Genomic DNA, 15,479 nt, shown 5'->3' with positions numbered 1-15,479 from the left:
GGGCCCGGGTTGAGCGCGCGCTTCGAGGAAATCGACCGGCGCGACACGCCCATCGGCACGATCAGTCTCCGGCGGAGGCTGGAGCCCTCCCTGCGGATCGACGTCTACGAGGTAAAACTCGGCGACGAGTTCCTGATGTCCAGTCTGTTTCCGGTGGCCGAGATCGAACTCGCCCGGCTCGGTCTGGCGCGGGTCTCCGGCACCGGCCTCGACGTGGTGGTCGGCGGACTCGGGCTCGGCTACACCGCACGCGCGGCGCTGGCCGATCCCCGGGTGCGGTCGCTGACCGTGGTGGAGAGGCTCGGCGCGGTGATCGAGTGGCACCGGGAAGGGTTGTTGCCGCACGCCGCCGAGTTGACTGCCGACCCGCGCACCCGGCTGGTCTGCGGCGACTTCTTCGCCATGGCCAACGGGGCCGGATTCGATCCCGACGCACCGGGCCGGCGGTTCGACGCCGTCCTCCTGGACGTCGACCACACGCCACGGCAGGTCCTGCATCCGAGCCACGCGGCGTTCTACCGCCGCGAGGGCCTGCGCCGGCTCACCGACCACCTGCTGCCGGGCGGCGCCTTCGCGCTCTGGTCGAACGACCCGCCGGACGAGGAGTTCACCCGCACCCTCGCCGAGGTCTTCACGAGGCCGGTGGCGCAGGTGGTGCGTTTCCACAACCACCTACAGGACCGCGAGGCGACCAACACGGTCTACCTCGCGGAGTGGGCGGCACCACCCGGCCCGGACCGGCACCAGCGAACTGGTTCAGGGCCAGAGCAGGGCGCTGGCCAGGGAAATCAGCGCAGTGACCAGCAGGGCGCCGCCGGACCCGACACCGGTCACCGCACTCACCGGCAGTGACCGGGCCCGCGCCACCGGTACGGCAACCAGCGCCACCACGGTCACCAGGACCGCCGGTAGGTGGACGAGCGGATAGTTCATCAGCACCGCCACCGGAAAGAGGTGCAACCCGACGACGAGTGCGACCCAGGCGGGGATCAGCTCCCTGTGCCGGACCAGCGCCAGGGCCACCGCGCCGAGGCCGGCGGCGCCGAACTCGATGCCGACGACCACCCCGAACGCCTTACTGGTGTCCGCGTCGAAAGCGGTGCCGTCGGTCCAGTGCCGCCAGGCGAGCAGGCCGCCGGCGGCCGCAATCAGCATCGACCCACCGGACCCGATGCCGAGCCACCTCGGCCAGCGCGGCGGCGGCTTGTCCTGGGCCCACCCGAACCAGGAGGAGGCGAAGAAGCCAAGGATGACGGCGGTCATCGCCGCGTCCCGGACGAACTCTGCGCTCATCGGTCGTGTCCCCTCCGCCCGGGCAGCGGACCACGGACCTTGATCACCGTACGCAAGGCGCTCTGACCGGATTCAGCCGGGTCAACGCGCGGCTGGAACGAGGCCGTCAGCTATCGAGCGACCGGGCGGCGGCCAGGGCGAGCGGATCGAGCGCGTCCGGTTCGGTCTCCGCCCGGCGCAGCAGGTCGGCCCGCATCCGGGGATCCCAGAACGCCCGAATGTGTGCGGCGATCGCCGCCGCCGCCTCGCCCGGCGGCTGGTGCCGGAAGTGCACGGCGATCTCGTTGGCGAGCCTGACCTGTGCCGAGGTGGTGTTGGCCGACATCTCAGTCCGCCATCGCCGGCAGCCGGGTCTCCGCCTCGGCAGCCCCGGCCGGTGCCGACGGACTCTTCAGGCCGACCTGCACCGCCGTCACCTTGTACTCCGGACAGTTCGTCGCCCAGTCGGAGTTCTCCGTGGTGACCACGTTCGCCCCGGTCACCGGATGGTGGAAGGTCGTGTAGACCACCCCCACCGGCACCCGGTCGGTCAGGACCGCGCGCAGCGAGGTGGCACCGACCCGGCTGGCGAGGGTGACCTCGTCACCGTCGTTGATGCCCCGGACCTCCGCGTCGTGCGGGTGGATCTCGAGTACGTCCTCCGGGTGCCACGCCACGTTACTGGTCCGCCGGGTCTGCGCCCCCACGTTGTACTGGCTGAGGATCCGCCCGGTGGTCAGGATCAGCGGGAACTTCCGGGTGCTCCGTTCCCGGGTCGGCACGAACGGGGTCTGCACGAACCGGCCCCGGCCCCGGACGAAGCCGTCCATGTGCATGATCGGAGTGCCCTCCGGCGCGCCGTCGTTGCAGGGCCACTGCACGCTGCCCAGCTTGTCCAGCTTGTCGAAGGAGACCCCGGCGAAGGTCGGGGTGAGCGCGGCGATCTCGTCCATGATCTGGCTCGGGTGGTCGTACCGCATCGGATAGCCCATCGCCTCGGCGATCTCGGCGACGATCTCCCACTCGTGCTTGCCGGTCTTCGGGGGCATCACCGGCCGAACCCGGTTGATCCGGCGTTCGGCGTTGGTGAAGGTGCCGTCCTTCTCCAGGAAGGAGGTGCCGGGCAGGAACACGTGGGCGAACTTCGCCGTCTCGTTGAGGAACAGGTCCTGCACCACGAGCAGTTCCAGTGCCTCCAGCGCGGCATGCACGTGCGTGATGTTCGGGTCGGACTGGGCGATGTCCTCGCCCTGCACGAAGAGCGCCCGGAAGCTGCCGTCGATCGCCGCGTCGAACATGTTCGGGATCCGCAGCCCCGGTTCGGCCAGCAGCTCGCGTCCCCACATGTTCTCGAAGACGCCCCGGACGACGTCGTCGGAGGTGTGCCGGTAGCCGGGCAGCTCGTGCGGGAACGACCCCATGTCGCAGGAGCCCTGCACGTTGTTCTGCCCGCGCAGCGGGTTGACCCCGACGCCGTCCCGGCCGATGTTGCCGGTCGCCATCGCCAGGTTCGCCATCCCCATCACCATGGTCGAGCCCTGGCTGTGCTCGGTCACGCCGAGCCCGTAGTAGATGGCACCGTTGCCGCCGGTGGCGTAGAGCCGGGCCGCCGCCCGGAGTTCCTCGGCCGGTACCCCGGTGAGGTCCTCGACCGCCTCCGGGCTGTTCTCCGGCCGGGCGATGAACTCGGCCCAGCCGTCGAAGTCCTCGCAGCGCTCGTCGACGAAGGCCCGGTCCACCAGCCCTTCGGTGAGCACCACGTGGGCCATCGCGTTCACCACCGCCACGTTGGTGCCGGGGGCGAGCTGGAGGTGGTGGGTCGCCTCGACGTGCGGCGACCGGACCAGGTCGATCCGGCGCGGGTCGATGACGATCAGCCTGGCGCCCTCGCGGATCCGGCGCTTCATCCGGGAGGCGAAGACCGGGTGTGCGTCGGTCGGGTTCGCACCGATCACCATGATCACGTCGGCCTCGGCCACCGAGCGGAAGTCCTGGGTACCGGCCGAGGTGCCGAAGGTCTGCTTCAGTCCGTACCCGGTCGGCGAGTGGCAGACCCGGGCGCAGGTGTCCACGTTGTTGTTGCCGAACGCGGCCCGGATCATCTTCTGCACCACGTAGACCTCCTCGTTGGTGGTACGCGAGGAGGTGATGCCGCCGATCGCCCCGACCCCGTGCCGGGCCTGGATCTCCTTGAGCCGCCCCGCCGTGTAGGAGATCGCGGTCTCCCAGTCGACCGGTCGCCACTCGTCGGTGATGCTCTCCCGGAGCATCGGGGTGAGGATCCGGTCCGGGTGGCTGGCGTAGCCGAACGCGAACCGGCCCTTGACGCAGGAGTGCCCCTCGTTCGCCCCGCCGTCCTTGTAGGGCACCATCCGGACCAGCTCGGCACCGCGCAACTCGGCCTTGAAGGAGCAGCCGACACCGCAGTAGGCGCAGGTGGTGACGACGGTCCGGGTCGGCATGCCGAGCTGCACCACCGTCTTCTCCCGGAGGGTGGCGGTCGGGCAGGCCTGCACACAGGCGCCGCAGGAAACGCACTCGGAGCTCATGAAGTCGGTGCCGCCGGCCGACACCTTGGAGTCGAAGCCGCGTCCGGCGATGGTCAGCGCGAACGTCCCCTGCACCTCACCGCAGGCCCGCACGCAGCGGGAGCAGGCGATGCACTTGGACGCCTCGAAGTCGAAGTACGGGTTGCTGGAGTCGGTCTTCTCGTCGAGGTGGTTGGCGCCGTCCTGGCCGTACCGGACCTGGCGCAGCCCGACCACTCCGGACATGTCCTGCAACTCGCAGTCGCCATTGGCCGAACAGGTGAGGCAGTCCAGCGGGTGGTCGGAGATGTACAGCTCCATCACGCCCTGCCGGAGCTTCGCCAGCTTCGGCGACTCGGTGCGTACGCTCATGCCCTCGGTGACCGGGGTGGTGCAGGAGGCCGGAGTGCCGCGACGGCCGTCGATCTCCACCAGGCAGAGCCGGCAGGAGCCGAACGCCTCCAGGCTGTCGGTGGCGCAGAGCTTCGGAATGTCGATCCCGGTCAGCGCCGCCGCCCGCATCACCGAGGTGCCCTCGGGGACCGCGACGGGATGGCCGTCGACGGTCACGGTGACGGTCGCCGGGCCGGGCCGGGCGGGGGTGCCGAGGTCTGGTTCCTTCAGCAGACTCATGACGGTGTGGCCTCCTCGTATCGGCCGGCGGACCGCTCCCCCCCGGCGGTGAAGTCGTCCGGGAAGTGCAGCAGTGCGCTGCGTACCGGCATCGGTGTCAGGCCGCCCATCGCGCAGAGCGACCCCTCGGTCATCAGCTCGCATAGATCACCCAGCAGGGCCAGGTTTCCGTCCGGGTCCTGGCCGGCGGTGATCCTGTCGATCACCTCGACGCCCCGGACCGCGCCGACCCGGCAGGGGGTGCACTTGCCGCAGGACTCCTCGGCGCAGAACTCCATGGCGAATCTCGCCATCGCCGCCATGTCGACGCTGTCGTCGAAGACCACGATGCCACCGTGGCCGAGCATCGCGCCGGCCGAGGCGAAGGCCTCGTACTCCATCGGCAGGTCCAGGCCGGTCGCCGGCAGGTACGCCCCGAGAGGGCCGCCGACCTGGACCGCGCGGACCGGCCGGCCGGTGCGGGTACCGCCGCCGTAGCTGTGGATCAGCTCGCCCAGCGTCATCCCGAAGGCGGTCTCGAAGATGCCGCCCCGGGCGACGTTGCCGGCCAGTTGGAAGACCTGGGTGCCCCGGGACCGCTCCACCCCGAGCGCCTGGTACGCCGCCGCACCGTCGGCGAGGATGGTCGGCACCGAGGCCAGGGTGAGCACGTTGTTCACCACGGTCGGCCTGCCGAACAGACCGGTGATCGCCGGAATCGGCGGCTTGGCCCGGACCATGCCGCGCTTGCCCTCCAGGCTCTCCAGCATCGCGGTTTCCTCGCCGCAGATGTAGGCGCCCGCGCCGACCCGGACGTGCAGGTCGAAGCGGAGCCCGGTGCCGAGGATGTCGCCGCCGAGCCAGCCTTGTTCCCTGGCGACCCCGATCGCCTGCCCCATCGTCCGTACCGCGTCGGGATACTCGGAGCGGATGTAGAGGTAGCCCTCGGTGGCGCCGACCGCGTGCGCGGCGATGGTCATCCCCTCGATCAGGGTGAACGGATCGCCCTCCATCAGCATCCGGTCGGCGAAGGTGCCGCTGTCGCCCTCGTCGGCGTTGCAGCAGACGAACTTCAGCTCGCCGGGTGTGTCCAGGACCGTCTTCCACTTGATTCCGGCCGGGAAGCCGGCGCCGCCCCGGCCGCGCAGTCCGGACTCGGTGACCTGGGCGACCACCTCGGCCGGGCTCATTTCCAGGGCGCGGCGCAGCCCGGCGAGACCGCCGTGTGCGAGGTAGTCGGACGGACTGAGCGGGTCGGTGACGCCGACCCGGGCGAAGCAGAGCCGGGTCTGGTCGCGCAGCCAGGGCAGCTCGGCGACGACGCCCTGGCACAGCTCGTGGTCGGCGCCGTCGAGCAGTCCGGCGTCGACGAGGTCGGCGACCGCCTCCGGCTCGACCGGCCCGTACCCGATCCGGCCGCGCTCGGTGACCACCTCGACCAGCGGCTCCAGCCAGAGCATGCCGTGTGATCCGTTCCGGACCACCCGGACCACCCGGCCGGCCTCGGCCGCGGCCCGCTCGATCTCGGCGGCGACCAGGTCGGCGCCGACCGAGACGGCGGCCGAGTCACGGGGTACGTAGACCGTCACCGGGGCCGTCATGCCTGCACCGCCTTCGTCAGCAGGGCGTCCAGCCGGGCCGGGGTGAGTCGCCCGTGCACCCGCTCGTCGATCTGTCCGGCCGGGCCGAGCGCGCAGTTGCCCAGGCAGAACACCTGCTCCAGGGTGACCGAACCATCCGATGTGGTCTGTCCGATCTTGACGCCCAGGGTCCGCTCCGCGTACCCGACGAGTTGTTCGGCGCCGACCGACTGGCAGGCCTCGGCCCGGCAGAGCTTCAGCACCGTCCGCCCGGCCGGCTCGGCCCGGAAGTCGGTGTAGAAGGTGACCACCCCGTGCACGTCGGCGCGGGAGATGTTCAGCTCGCTGGCCAGGACCGGCACGACGTCGGGGTCGACGTAGCCGAACTCGGCCTGGATCCGGTGCAGGATCGGCAACAGCGCACCACGATCACCACGATGCGCCGCGACCAGCGCGCGCACCCGATCCGTCACCGAGGGGTCCGGACTGGCCACGGTGATCCCACCTCCACTCGCGCCGACTGGACCTCCACCATACGTCTCTGTGGATACCGTATGCAATATCGCGCGACAGGCGTCCGGCCGACGCGCGGGCACGGTCGGCGGCCACCGCGGAGGGTCAACCGACCGCGGTACTGCGCCGCTCCAGCAGCACCACGTCCCGCCACTTGCCGTGGTGCCGCCCGACCCGCTCCCGTACGCCGACGACCCGGAAGCCGACCCGCTCGTGCAGGGTCAGGCTGGCGACGTTCTCCGGAAACACCCCGGACTGGATCGTCCAGATCCCGGCCGCCTCGGTCGAGGCGATCAACGCGTCCAGCAGGGCCCGCGCCACGCCCCTGCCCTGGGCGGCGGGATCGACGTAGACGGAGTGTTCGACCACTCCGGCGTAGACGGCCCGGCTGGAGACCGCACTGACCGCCGCCCAGCCGCGCACCGTACCCTCGTCGTCCACCGCGACCAGCCGGTGCGCGGCGAGCCGCCCGGCGTCGAACGCCGGCCAGGTCGGCGCGGCGGTCTCGAAGCTGGCCTGGCCGGTGTCCAGCCCGGCCTGGTAGATCGCCAGTACGGCGGCGGCGTCGGCCGGCTCCATCACCCGGATCCGCATCGGCATCCTCCGGTCACGGTCGGGACGGGCCTGGCCTCAGTCGGTGAAGTGCGGGTTTCCGGCGGTGAGCCGGAGAGTGAAGGCACCCTGGCCGCGGTGCAGCGCCACGTGGTTGCACGACTGGTAGGTGATCCACAGACCGAGCCCGCCCGCACCGCCGTCGGCCGTCGGCAGCAGCCCGGCGAACGGGTCCGTCGGACCGCCCCCCTCGTCGCTGACCGCGACGACCACCCGATCCGCGCCGACCCAGAGCCGGAACCGGACCGGCGGGCGGCCGTGCCGCAGCGCGTTGGTCACCACCTCGCTGACGGCGACGACCAGGTCCTCGAGTTCGTCGGTCGGGAGCAGTCCGGAGTCGACCTGGTGGATCGCCTGCCGGGCCTGGGTGGGTGACGGATCGACGAGTTCGACGAGCGGCGGCGTCCGCTGGAGCGGATCCGGTACCGGCGACCGCTCCTCCGACAGGTACGCCTTCGGCTCGGTGTACGTCTCGCTCGGGCGACGGCCGTCCGCCGTGACCACCCGCGGGTGGGTACGCAGCACGTCCCGGAGCACCGCGGACGGGGTGATCCGGGTGTCGTACGCGCACATGCTCCAGAGCGGAAAGCTGTCGTACGCGTGATTGATCGCCGATTCGTAGCGGGCCCACCAGTCCCAGGTCACCCCGAGCGCGGCCGGCGGCACCTCGCCGACGATCCGGATCTGCCGGGCGCCCTCGGCGAGGTATCCGGCCAGCATCCGCTGGTAGGAGCGGATCGCGACGGCCGGGCGGGCGTAGAGGTCACCGCCGGGCAGGAAGGTGACCCCCGAGCCGGCGGGCAGCGCGGCCCGGACCAGCGTCGCCGTCCGCTCGCCGAGGGCGACCACCGTCGGTTCCCCGGCCGAGACGCCGCCGAGCAGGAACGGCAGTACGACGGCGAGCAGCTCCTCGTCGGAGCGGTAGGGCACGGCCTCGTGGTAGTAGCCCTCGTGCCCGGCCCCGGCGCCCGTCCTCATCGCGCCGCCTCGACCCGGACTCCGGAGAGCCCGAGCAACTCGACCAGACGGGCGGCGGCGGTCCACGGAGTCCGCAGTACGGCGGTGGCGTCCCGGACTCCGGCGTAGTCGTGCAGCCGGGTCAGGCAGTTGTGGTCGATGAACCGCAGGTCGCCGGCCCGCATCACCAGCTCACCGCCGACCGGGCTCAGGTCGGCGTGCTCCAGCGCCGTGGCGAACATTTCGTGGTTGAGGGTGTCCAGCTCCCCCGCCAGCGCCGCCGCGCCGTCCCCGGGGTGGCAGGCGTAGAGCCGGAACAGGACGTCGGGAACGTTGCTCACCGGGTGCAGGCAAGCCAGCTCGGCGATGGTCCGGTCGCCCAGCGCGGCCCGATGGTAGCCGCACATGCCGGCGAGGGGCCGCAGTCGCATGTACCGGTCGATGGCATGTTCATAACGGGCAAACGCCCTGAGTTGGGCCGGAGTGCGCACCAGTGGTGTGACGTCTGCCACCACCCGCAGTCCGGTGTAACCGGCGGCGAGGGCCTCCTCGGTCGCGGCCGTGAAGCGCCGGACCTGCTCAACGGGCTCGATGACGCCGCCCGGATACGTCGAGTCGAGCCCCGGCACCAGGGCGGCGCCCCGGCGTAGCGCCTCGGTGAACCCGACCAGCCCGGCCAGCCGCTCGACGACCGGCTCCGGTGGCCCCGGCGCCACGTACCAGACCCGCTCACCGGCGGCGAGACCATCGGCGAGGAACCGCCGGGCCCGGCGCTCGAATGCCGCCGGATCGTCGTAGGACCAGCAGACATGACCGTACGGCACGACCGCACGAGGGTTGATCATGCCCGTACCCACACCCGAGAGTCTAGGCCGCGCGAGCCCGACGGTCACCCGCCGGGTAACGGACCGAAGACCGTCCGGTCGGGCCTGACCTGGGCCAGCTTTCCTGGTTTGTCGCCACGACGGCCGGGTAGGCGCCTGTCTCCTAGCACCGTCGCCGGTCGGAAGGGGCGCGCGATGAGCGGTCCGAGTCACACCATGGGCAGCCAACCGTGGCTGCACCAGCACGACGGGCGAATTCAGGAGTTCGGCACCGTTCGGCAGTTCCCCCTCGGGCTCTCCTCGGACGCCCGGATGTACTCCTGCCAGCGGCTCAACCGGGTCTTGGCCGACAGCCAGATCCTGTACGCGCTCTACAAGAAGCACCACTGGTTGATGCGCGGGCCGACCTTCTACCAACTCCACCTGCTGCTCGACAAGCACGCCGGCGAGCAGTTGGCGTTGATCGACATGATCGCCGAACGGGTACAGACGCTCGGCGGGGTGGCGGTCGGCGACCCGAGGCACGTTGCCGAGATCACCCGGATCCCCCGGTCGCCCGACGGCGCCGAGCAGGTGCCGGTGATGCTCTCCCGGCTGCTCGAGGCGCACGAGATCATCCTGATCGACGTCCGCGACGCAGCCCGACGGGTGGCCGAGCTGGGCGACGACGGCAGCAACGACCTGCTGGTGTCCAGCGTGCTCCGGACCGGTGAACTGCAGGCCTGGTTCCTCGCCGAGCACCTGGTCGAGACGCCGCTGGCCCGGACCTGATCGGGGCGCCGGCTCGGATAGACCCACAGTTCGGAAGACCTGGCCGGCGGGCCAGCCGGTGTTGCCGGTGAACACCCGCCGGCCGTAGCGGGTCGGGTGGCCGGAAGGCGACCGTGCCCGTGTTCCGCGGTGGCCGGACCGTGGCCGGCGTGCCGCCGTCGTCCTGGTCGACCTGCCGCCCGCCCGACCCCCGGACGGTGCCGGCAGGCTGGTCAGGATGGTTGACGTCGGTGTGGAACCGATCCAGCCCGTCGACGGCGCCGGTCCGAACAGTTCCGAACAGGCCCGAACAGCGACGGTCGGCTATCCCGATACGAAAGCTGTGAAGCTTTCCGCGTCGTCATCTCTGTCGTCGTCGCTGTCGTCATGTCTGCTGGAATGTGGGTGGATCGTTGCGGAGTCACCAACGATGGTCGGCAGTCGCCAGGCTGCTGCGGTACGCGGGTCCGCCCGCCGTGGTCGCCGTGCTGCTCAACGTTGCGATCGGCGTGCTGCCGTTGGGCTTCCTGGTCGGAATGAGCGCCATGCTGGACCGGCTCGCCTCGGGCGGTGACGAGCTGCCGCTGCTGGCCGCGGCCTTCGGCTGCTTCCTCGTCCAACAGATTCTGGCGCCGTTCCAGCCGGCGCTGGGTGAGGTGATCACCCGCCGCGTCGACGGGCGCTGTATCCAACGGCTGCTCGCCGGATCGTTCCGGGGAGCACCGATCTCCGCCCTGGAAGATCCGTCGACGCTCGACAGGCTGGCGGACATCCGAGCGGCATTCGACGGCAACCTGCCGACGCCGGGGCGGGCGGTAGCCGGCGCGTTGGCGCTGGTGGCCCGCTACAGCCAGCTCGTCGGTGCGGTCGCACTCGTCGCCGTCGTCCTCGGTGGCCCGGCGGCGACGGCGGTCGGGGCGAGCGCGCTGATCGTCCGCTTCGGGCAGCGCGGCTCGCTGGGCAGGTTCGCGGCGCTGTGGGACGGCCTGGCCGCTGCCCGGCGCCGGGTGCTGTACCTGCGCCGTCTCGCGGCTGGGCCGGAGGCAGCAAAGGAGATTCGGGTGTTGGGCCTGCGCGGGTGGCTCGGCGAGCGGCACCGGAAGGCCAGCGAGGACTACCTGCGTCCGCTGTGGGCGGGACGCCGGCGGCTGTTGGCCACACCGTTTCTCGGCTACGCGGCGGCCGGCCTGGCTGGTGCGACGTACGCCCTCGTCCATCTGGCGCAGGCGGGCGCGGGCGGCGCCCTCACGGTGCTCGAGCTCGCCATCGCCGCGCAGGCGGTGCTCATCCCGATCAGGTTCGGTGTCTTCTTCCCGGAGTCGGACGTGCAGACCCAGTTCGGGGTCCAGGCGTACCGTGCGCTCACCGAGCTCGAGGCACGAGTGGAGCGGGCCTCGCAGGAGGCGGCGGGAATCGACCCGGTTGCCGGTCCCGGTGAGCCGGCCGAGACCGCCGGTACGGTCGCCCGGGCCGTGGCGACCGCCCCGCACCGTGAGATCCGGTTCCAGGGCGTCCATTTCGGCTATCCCGGCGGCAGCCCGGTCTTCTCCGGACTCGACGTCACCCTGCCGGCCGGTCGCTCCACCGCCGTGGTCGGGCTCAACGGCGCCGGCAAGACGACGCTGGTCAAGCTCCTGGCCGGCTTCTACCATCCGGACCAGGGCGCGGTCACCGTCGACGGCCGGGATCTGCGTGACCTGGACGGCGACAGCTGGCGTAGGCAGCTCGCGGTCATCTTCCAGAACTTCATCCGGTACGAGCTCACCGCGGCGGAGAACATCGGACTCGGTGCGCCCATGCGCATCGACGACCTCCCGGCGGTACGCGACGCAGCGCGTCGGGTGGGCGTGCTGGACGCCCTCGACGAGCTGCCGGCGGGCCTGGCGACCCCGCTGCACTCGCACCAGGACGGCGGCCGGGACCTGTCCGGCGGCCAGTGGCAGCGGGTCGCCCTGGCCCGAGCGCTGTTCGCGGTGCGGGCCGGCGCCTCGATCCTGGTGCTGGACGAGCCGACCGCGCACCTCGACGTCCGGGCCGAAGCCGAATTCTTCGATCGCTTCCTGAAGACCACCGCCGGCCTCACCAGCCTGGTGATCTCGCACCGCTTCTCGACGGTCCGCCGAGCCGACCACATCGCGGTTCTGGAGCAGGGACGGGTGGTGGAGTACGGCGACCACGACAGCCTCGTCGCGTCCGGCGGCCGGTACGCGGAGATGTTCGCCATGCAGGCGCGGCGCTTCGTCGACCTCGCCCCCGCCGCTGCCGATATCTCCGCAGACCTTCGCCGGTCCGCTGGTGCGACTGCCGGCCAGGGCACGGCGGAGGTGGACCGGTGACCGGGCCGCTGCGCGCGATCCGCTACCTGCTCGCCCTCGCGGTTCGAACCGACCCGACCCGCCTGGCCGTAGCCGGCACCCTGATGCTGCTGGGTTATCTGGCCACACCCTTCATCGGCGTGTTGCTCAAGGAGCTGACCGACGCGGCGATCGCCGGAGCAGCGCGTACGGCGGTCTGGCTCGCCGTCGGACTGGCCGCCCTGCTGGTGTGCGAGCTGATGATGGGCCACTTCGCCCACCTCTACCATCACGAGCTGGGCGAACGGCAGGAGGCGGCGATCGACCGGGAGCTGCTCGACATCGCCCACGGTGGGCCCGGGCTGCGACACTTCGACGATCCCCGGTTCGTCGACGCGCTCACCCTCGTACGCCAAGACGTCAACCAGACGAGGCCAGCCCTGGAGGCCGTACTCCAGTTGCTCGGCATCGCGGTGCAGTTGGCCGTGACGACCGCTGTTCTCGCGCTCGTGGATCCCTGGCTTGCGCTGCTGCCGGCGGCGGCGGTGCCGCCGGTGCTGTTGTCCCGGTATGCCCAGGATCTGGTCGACCGGGCTCGCAGCGGCCAGACGGGGCGTATCCGGACCACCGTCCACCTGATGGATCTCGCGGCTTCCGCGGACGCCGTGAAGGAGATCCGGCTCACCGGAGCCGCCAGGTTCCTGATGGCACGGCAGGATGCGGACTGGTCGTCCACGACCGCCGTGCTGGCCCGCGCGCACCACGCGGCGGCGGGACTGCGCGCTCTCGGGCAGGTGACCTTCGGTTGCGTGTACGGCGGCACCCTGTTGCTGGTCGTGCAGCGGGCGGGGCGCGGAGAGGCCAGCATCGGCGACGTCGTGCTGCTGGTCACCCTGGCGATGCAGATCTCCACGCAGGTCGCCGGTGCGCTGGGCCTTCTGGGAACGTTGCAGGCGGCCGGCCACACGGTGCGACGCCTGGACCTGTTGCGTCGCCGCGCGGCAGCCGCCTCGCCGTCGACCGTGCCGATCGTGCCCCAACGGACCATGCGGCGGCCGGCCGCCCGTGACACCACCGGAGCTCGACCGTCCGCGCCGGGGCGGGTGCCGCCCGGTGGCGTCCTGCCCGACCGTCTGGTCAGCGGAGTCCGGCTGGTCGGCGTCACCGTGCGCTACACCGAGGACGCCCGGCCGGCGCTGCGCGACGTCACCCTCACGATCCCGGCCGGTGCGACCGTCGCCGTCGTGGGCGAGAACGGCGCGGGCAAGTCCACTCTGGTCAAGCTGCTCTGCGGGTTCTACCAACCGAGCGCGGGCCGACTGCTCGTCGACGACGTCGAGCTGACCGGCGCCGCCGCCGAGCAGTGGCGGTCGCGAATGTCGACCCTCTTCCAGGACTTCGCCCGGCTACAGCTGACCTTGCGGGAGAACGTCGGCGTCGGCCATCTCCCGTCGGTCGGCGACGACACCGCCATCACCGCCGCCATCACCGCCGCCGACGCCGAGTCGGTGACCCGGCGGGTGCCCGGCGGTCTGGACGGACTACTCGGCCGAGACTTCGGCGACGGGGCGGAGCTGTCCGGCGGGCAGTGGCAACGGCTCGGGTTGTCCCGCGCGTTCATGCGACCGCGCCCCCTGCTGGTGGCACTCGACGAACCGGCGGCCGCCCTGGACGCGCCAGCGGAACACGCCCTGTTCCAGCGGTTCCACAGCGCGGCGCGCCAGGCCCGGAAGGAGGCCGGTGCGGTGACCCTCTTCGTGTCGCACCGCCTCTCGACGGTGCGCGAGGCGGATCTGATCATCGTCTTGGACCGTGGACACGTGGTCGAACTCGGCGACCATGGGCAGCTCATGTCGCGCGACGGGCTCTACGCCGAACTGTTCCGTCTGCAGGCCCGGGTCTACGGGTGAGCGGCCGGGGTCGGCGGTCACCGGCGGGTCCGTGCACACCGGGAGGGGGCCCGGCAGCGGCTGGTCACCGGCGGGTCCGTACGGCCCGCACGCCGGTGACCGTGCCGATGTCGGCCGCGGACACCTGGGCGGTGGCGGCACGTACCAGCAGACGCTCCATTCCGGACAACGCCAGCCGCATGTCGGGAAGCGGCACGAATGTGGTGTCGGCGAGCAGCTGGACGGTGGTGGCCGAGCCCTGTACGCCCGTCGTGACGAAGTATGTCGCGTCCACCCGTGGCCACCCTCCCGCCTCGACGATGGTGGTCTCGCTGGTGAGCGCGGCAAGTTGCTCTTCGGTCACGTTCGGCCCCGTCGCGGGCCGGAGGTCGGCCGGCCGGACGTCGTTGAAGTAGGCGCTGATGTCGATCTCCGCGCCACGCTCCCGGGCCAGGTCGGCGCGGAGCCGGCGAATCGCGTGCGGCTCGTAGTACCCGGACTGGTACGCCCTGAGCATCCCGCCCAGCGTCGCGGTGACCGCCTCGTCGAAGGACCGTCCGGTAAGATCCACCCGGAGCAGCCCGTCCTGGGCGAACGTGCCGACGACGCCGCGCCGTCTGGTGTCGAACCGGTTGTTGACGATGATCTGCATGGCGAGATCGGTATGGCCGGTCACCTGGCCCAGCACGCAGGCCGCGGCCGCGCACAGGACGGTCGAGTTCGTGACCCGTCGGCGCGCGGCGATCTCGTCGGCGGCCAGGGTCACGGCCTGCGATGCCATCATCAGCGCCTGGAACCTCGGCTGCGCGGCGGGGTGGGCAGGGTAGTCGAAAAGCGTCGTCGGCGCGTCGGTCAGGGCGAGTCGCCAGTATTCCAGCGCGCGTGCGTGACGCCGCAGCAGCGGGGTCGTGGCCTCCTCCGCCGCGATGTCCAGAAGGCTCGCCGGCTCCTCGGTGACGTCCTGCAACCCGCCGCCGAGCAGTCGCTCGAGTTCGGCGACGAGCAGCAGTGCTCCGGCGCCGTCCACCGCGTGATGGCTGAGCACCAGCAGCAGCACCGAGGAACCGCCGGAAGCCGTCACCAGGTATGCCCGCAGTGGCCAGTCGCGCTCCGGCCAGAGCTCGATCGACCGGCGCTGCTCGTGCAGGTCCCGCACCGTGGGGGCGACCTTGTCCGCGGACACCTCGTGCACCTCGAGGCAGATCGCACCCGCGCCGTCCACGACCTGACGCATCTCGCCGGCTGTCTCGACGAACCGGGTACGCAGCGCAGCGTGGCGCACCAGCACCGTCCGCAGCGCGGCAACGACGTCGTCGACGTCGGTCCCGGTCGGTACCGCCACCCGGTAGCCCATGTTGAAGTAGCCGACGTCGTCACCCACCCACTCCATCGACCGCAGGATCGCCCGCTGCCCCCAGGTCAGCGGGGCAGTACCGGTGACGGCCCCGGACACGGAGATCGTTCGAACATGTGACATCAGAAGCCCTCCGACGATCCCCTGCCCACGGTTGCGCCTCCACCTGCGTCGGCCGAGGCCGGCGCAGGTACTCCACCACGGTCCGGGCCAGAAGACACGACCATCAGCTGCGCGGATACGTTCAGAACTGTTCCGTACGAGGGCGAACACCCGCACCCCTGGCGCCCCCGA

General features: G+C 71.4%; 13 protein-coding genes. 4 read left to right on the top strand and 9 right to left on the bottom strand.

Going from position 1 to position 15,479, the window contains the following annotated elements; genetic code table 11:
• The first annotated feature begins 9 nt into the window (after positions 1 to 9).
• Complete coding sequence (locus ABNF97_RS00550; RefSeq protein ID WP_349337268.1) at positions 10 to 852, top strand: polyamine aminopropyltransferase; 843 nt, start codon at positions 10 to 12, stop codon at positions 850 to 852.
• Here ABNF97_RS00550 and ABNF97_RS00545 read toward each other — a convergent pair.
• The 8 genes from ABNF97_RS00545 to ABNF97_RS00510 form a co-directional block, all read right to left on the bottom strand.
• Entirely contained in the window at positions 757 to 1,293 is a 537-nt protein-coding gene (locus tag ABNF97_RS00545) for a hypothetical protein (RefSeq protein ID WP_349337267.1), read from the bottom strand. The genes ABNF97_RS00550 and ABNF97_RS00545 overlap by 96 nt on opposite strands.
• Before the next feature lie 106 nt (positions 1,294 to 1,399).
• Positions 1,400 to 1,618, bottom strand: a complete 219-nt coding sequence (locus ABNF97_RS00540) for a formate dehydrogenase subunit delta (protein WP_130462577.1) — start codon at positions 1,616 to 1,618, stop codon at positions 1,400 to 1,402.
• 1 nt (position 1,619) lies between these two features.
• A complete protein-coding gene (gene fdhF / locus ABNF97_RS00535; RefSeq protein ID WP_349337266.1) occupies positions 1,620 to 4,433 on the bottom strand; it encodes a formate dehydrogenase subunit alpha in 2,814 nt (937 codons plus the stop codon).
• A complete protein-coding gene (locus tag ABNF97_RS00530; protein ID WP_349337265.1) occupies positions 4,430 to 6,013 on the bottom strand; it encodes a formate dehydrogenase beta subunit in 1,584 nt (527 codons plus the stop codon). The genes fdhF and ABNF97_RS00530 overlap by 4 nt, the downstream gene beginning before the upstream one ends.
• Positions 6,010 to 6,486: a formate dehydrogenase subunit gamma gene (locus ABNF97_RS00525; protein ID WP_349337264.1), complete on the bottom strand. Its 477-nt coding sequence runs from the start codon at positions 6,484 to 6,486 to the stop codon at positions 6,010 to 6,012. Before ABNF97_RS00525 ends, ABNF97_RS00530 begins: the two co-directional genes overlap by 4 nt.
• 124 nt (positions 6,487 to 6,610) lie before the next feature.
• Positions 6,611 to 7,105, bottom strand: coding sequence for a GNAT family N-acetyltransferase (locus ABNF97_RS00520; protein WP_130462574.1), 495 nt, complete (start codon positions 7,103 to 7,105; stop codon positions 6,611 to 6,613).
• Positions 7,106 to 7,135: 30 nt separating this feature from the next.
• Entirely contained in the window at positions 7,136 to 8,095 is a 960-nt protein-coding gene (locus tag ABNF97_RS00515) for an anti-sigma factor RsbA family regulatory protein (protein ID WP_349337263.1), read from the bottom strand.
• Positions 8,092 to 8,931 carry an MEDS domain-containing protein gene (locus ABNF97_RS00510; protein ID WP_349337262.1) on the bottom strand — a complete coding sequence of 280 codons (840 nt, stop codon included), beginning with the start codon at positions 8,929 to 8,931 and terminating at the stop codon, positions 8,092 to 8,094. Before ABNF97_RS00510 ends, ABNF97_RS00515 begins: the two co-directional genes overlap by 4 nt.
• 162 nt (positions 8,932 to 9,093) lie before the next feature.
• On the opposite strand from ABNF97_RS00510, the gene ABNF97_RS00505 reads away from it, so the two are divergent.
• The 3 genes from ABNF97_RS00505 to ABNF97_RS00495 all read left to right on the top strand — a co-directional run bounded on the left by ABNF97_RS00505 (position 9,094) and on the right by ABNF97_RS00495 (position 13,852).
• Positions 9,094 to 9,669 (top strand): ferritin-like domain-containing protein, encoded by a 576-nt coding sequence (locus ABNF97_RS00505; RefSeq protein ID WP_130462572.1) that lies wholly within the window; start codon positions 9,094 to 9,096, stop codon positions 9,667 to 9,669.
• A 392-nt stretch (positions 9,670 to 10,061) separates the two neighbouring features.
• A complete protein-coding gene (locus ABNF97_RS00500; protein WP_207230496.1) occupies positions 10,062 to 11,984 on the top strand; it encodes an ATP-binding cassette domain-containing protein in 1,923 nt (640 codons plus the stop codon).
• On the top strand, positions 11,981 to 13,852 hold the full coding sequence (locus ABNF97_RS00495; RefSeq protein WP_349337261.1) for an ABC transporter ATP-binding protein: 1,872 nt from the start codon (positions 11,981 to 11,983) through the stop codon (positions 13,850 to 13,852). The genes ABNF97_RS00500 and ABNF97_RS00495 overlap by 4 nt, the downstream gene beginning before the upstream one ends.
• Positions 13,853 to 13,916: 64 nt before the next feature.
• Here ABNF97_RS00495 and ABNF97_RS00490 read toward each other — a convergent pair whose 3' ends face one another.
• A complete protein-coding gene (locus ABNF97_RS00490) occupies positions 13,917 to 15,308 on the bottom strand; it encodes a condensation domain-containing protein (RefSeq protein WP_349337260.1) in 1,392 nt (463 codons plus the stop codon).
• Positions 15,309 to 15,479 lie beyond the last annotated feature (171 nt).

This window comes from Plantactinospora sp. B6F1 (assembly GCF_040120695.1).
In the GTDB taxonomy this organism is placed as follows: Bacteria; Actinomycetota; Actinomycetes; order Mycobacteriales; family Micromonosporaceae; genus Plantactinospora.
Note: the sequence above shows the minus strand (reverse complement) of the source record. Positions and strands in the feature narration are given on the sequence as shown.

Coding starts and splice junctions, on each gene's coding strand:
- ABNF97_RS00545 (WP_349337267.1), bottom strand. CDS start 1,293: ATGAGCGCAGAGTTCGTCCGGGACGCGGCGATGACCGCCGTCATCCTT.
- ABNF97_RS00540 (WP_130462577.1), bottom strand. CDS start 1,618: ATGTCGGCCAACACCACCTCGGCACAGGTCAGGCTCGCCAACGAGATC.
- fdhF (WP_349337266.1), bottom strand. CDS start 4,433: ATGAGTCTGCTGAAGGAACCAGACCTCGGCACCCCCGCCCGGCCCGGC.
- ABNF97_RS00530 (WP_349337265.1), bottom strand. CDS start 6,013: ATGACGGCCCCGGTGACGGTCTACGTACCCCGTGACTCGGCCGCCGTC.
- ABNF97_RS00520 (WP_130462574.1), bottom strand. CDS start 7,105: ATGCCGATGCGGATCCGGGTGATGGAGCCGGCCGACGCCGCCGCCGTA.
- ABNF97_RS00515 (WP_349337263.1), bottom strand. CDS start 8,095: ATGAGGACGGGCGCCGGGGCCGGGCACGAGGGCTACTACCACGAGGCC.
- ABNF97_RS00505 (WP_130462572.1), top strand. CDS start 9,094: ATGAGCGGTCCGAGTCACACCATGGGCAGCCAACCGTGGCTGCACCAG.
- ABNF97_RS00490 (WP_349337260.1), bottom strand. CDS start 15,308: ATGTCACATGTTCGAACGATCTCCGTGTCCGGGGCCGTCACCGGTACT.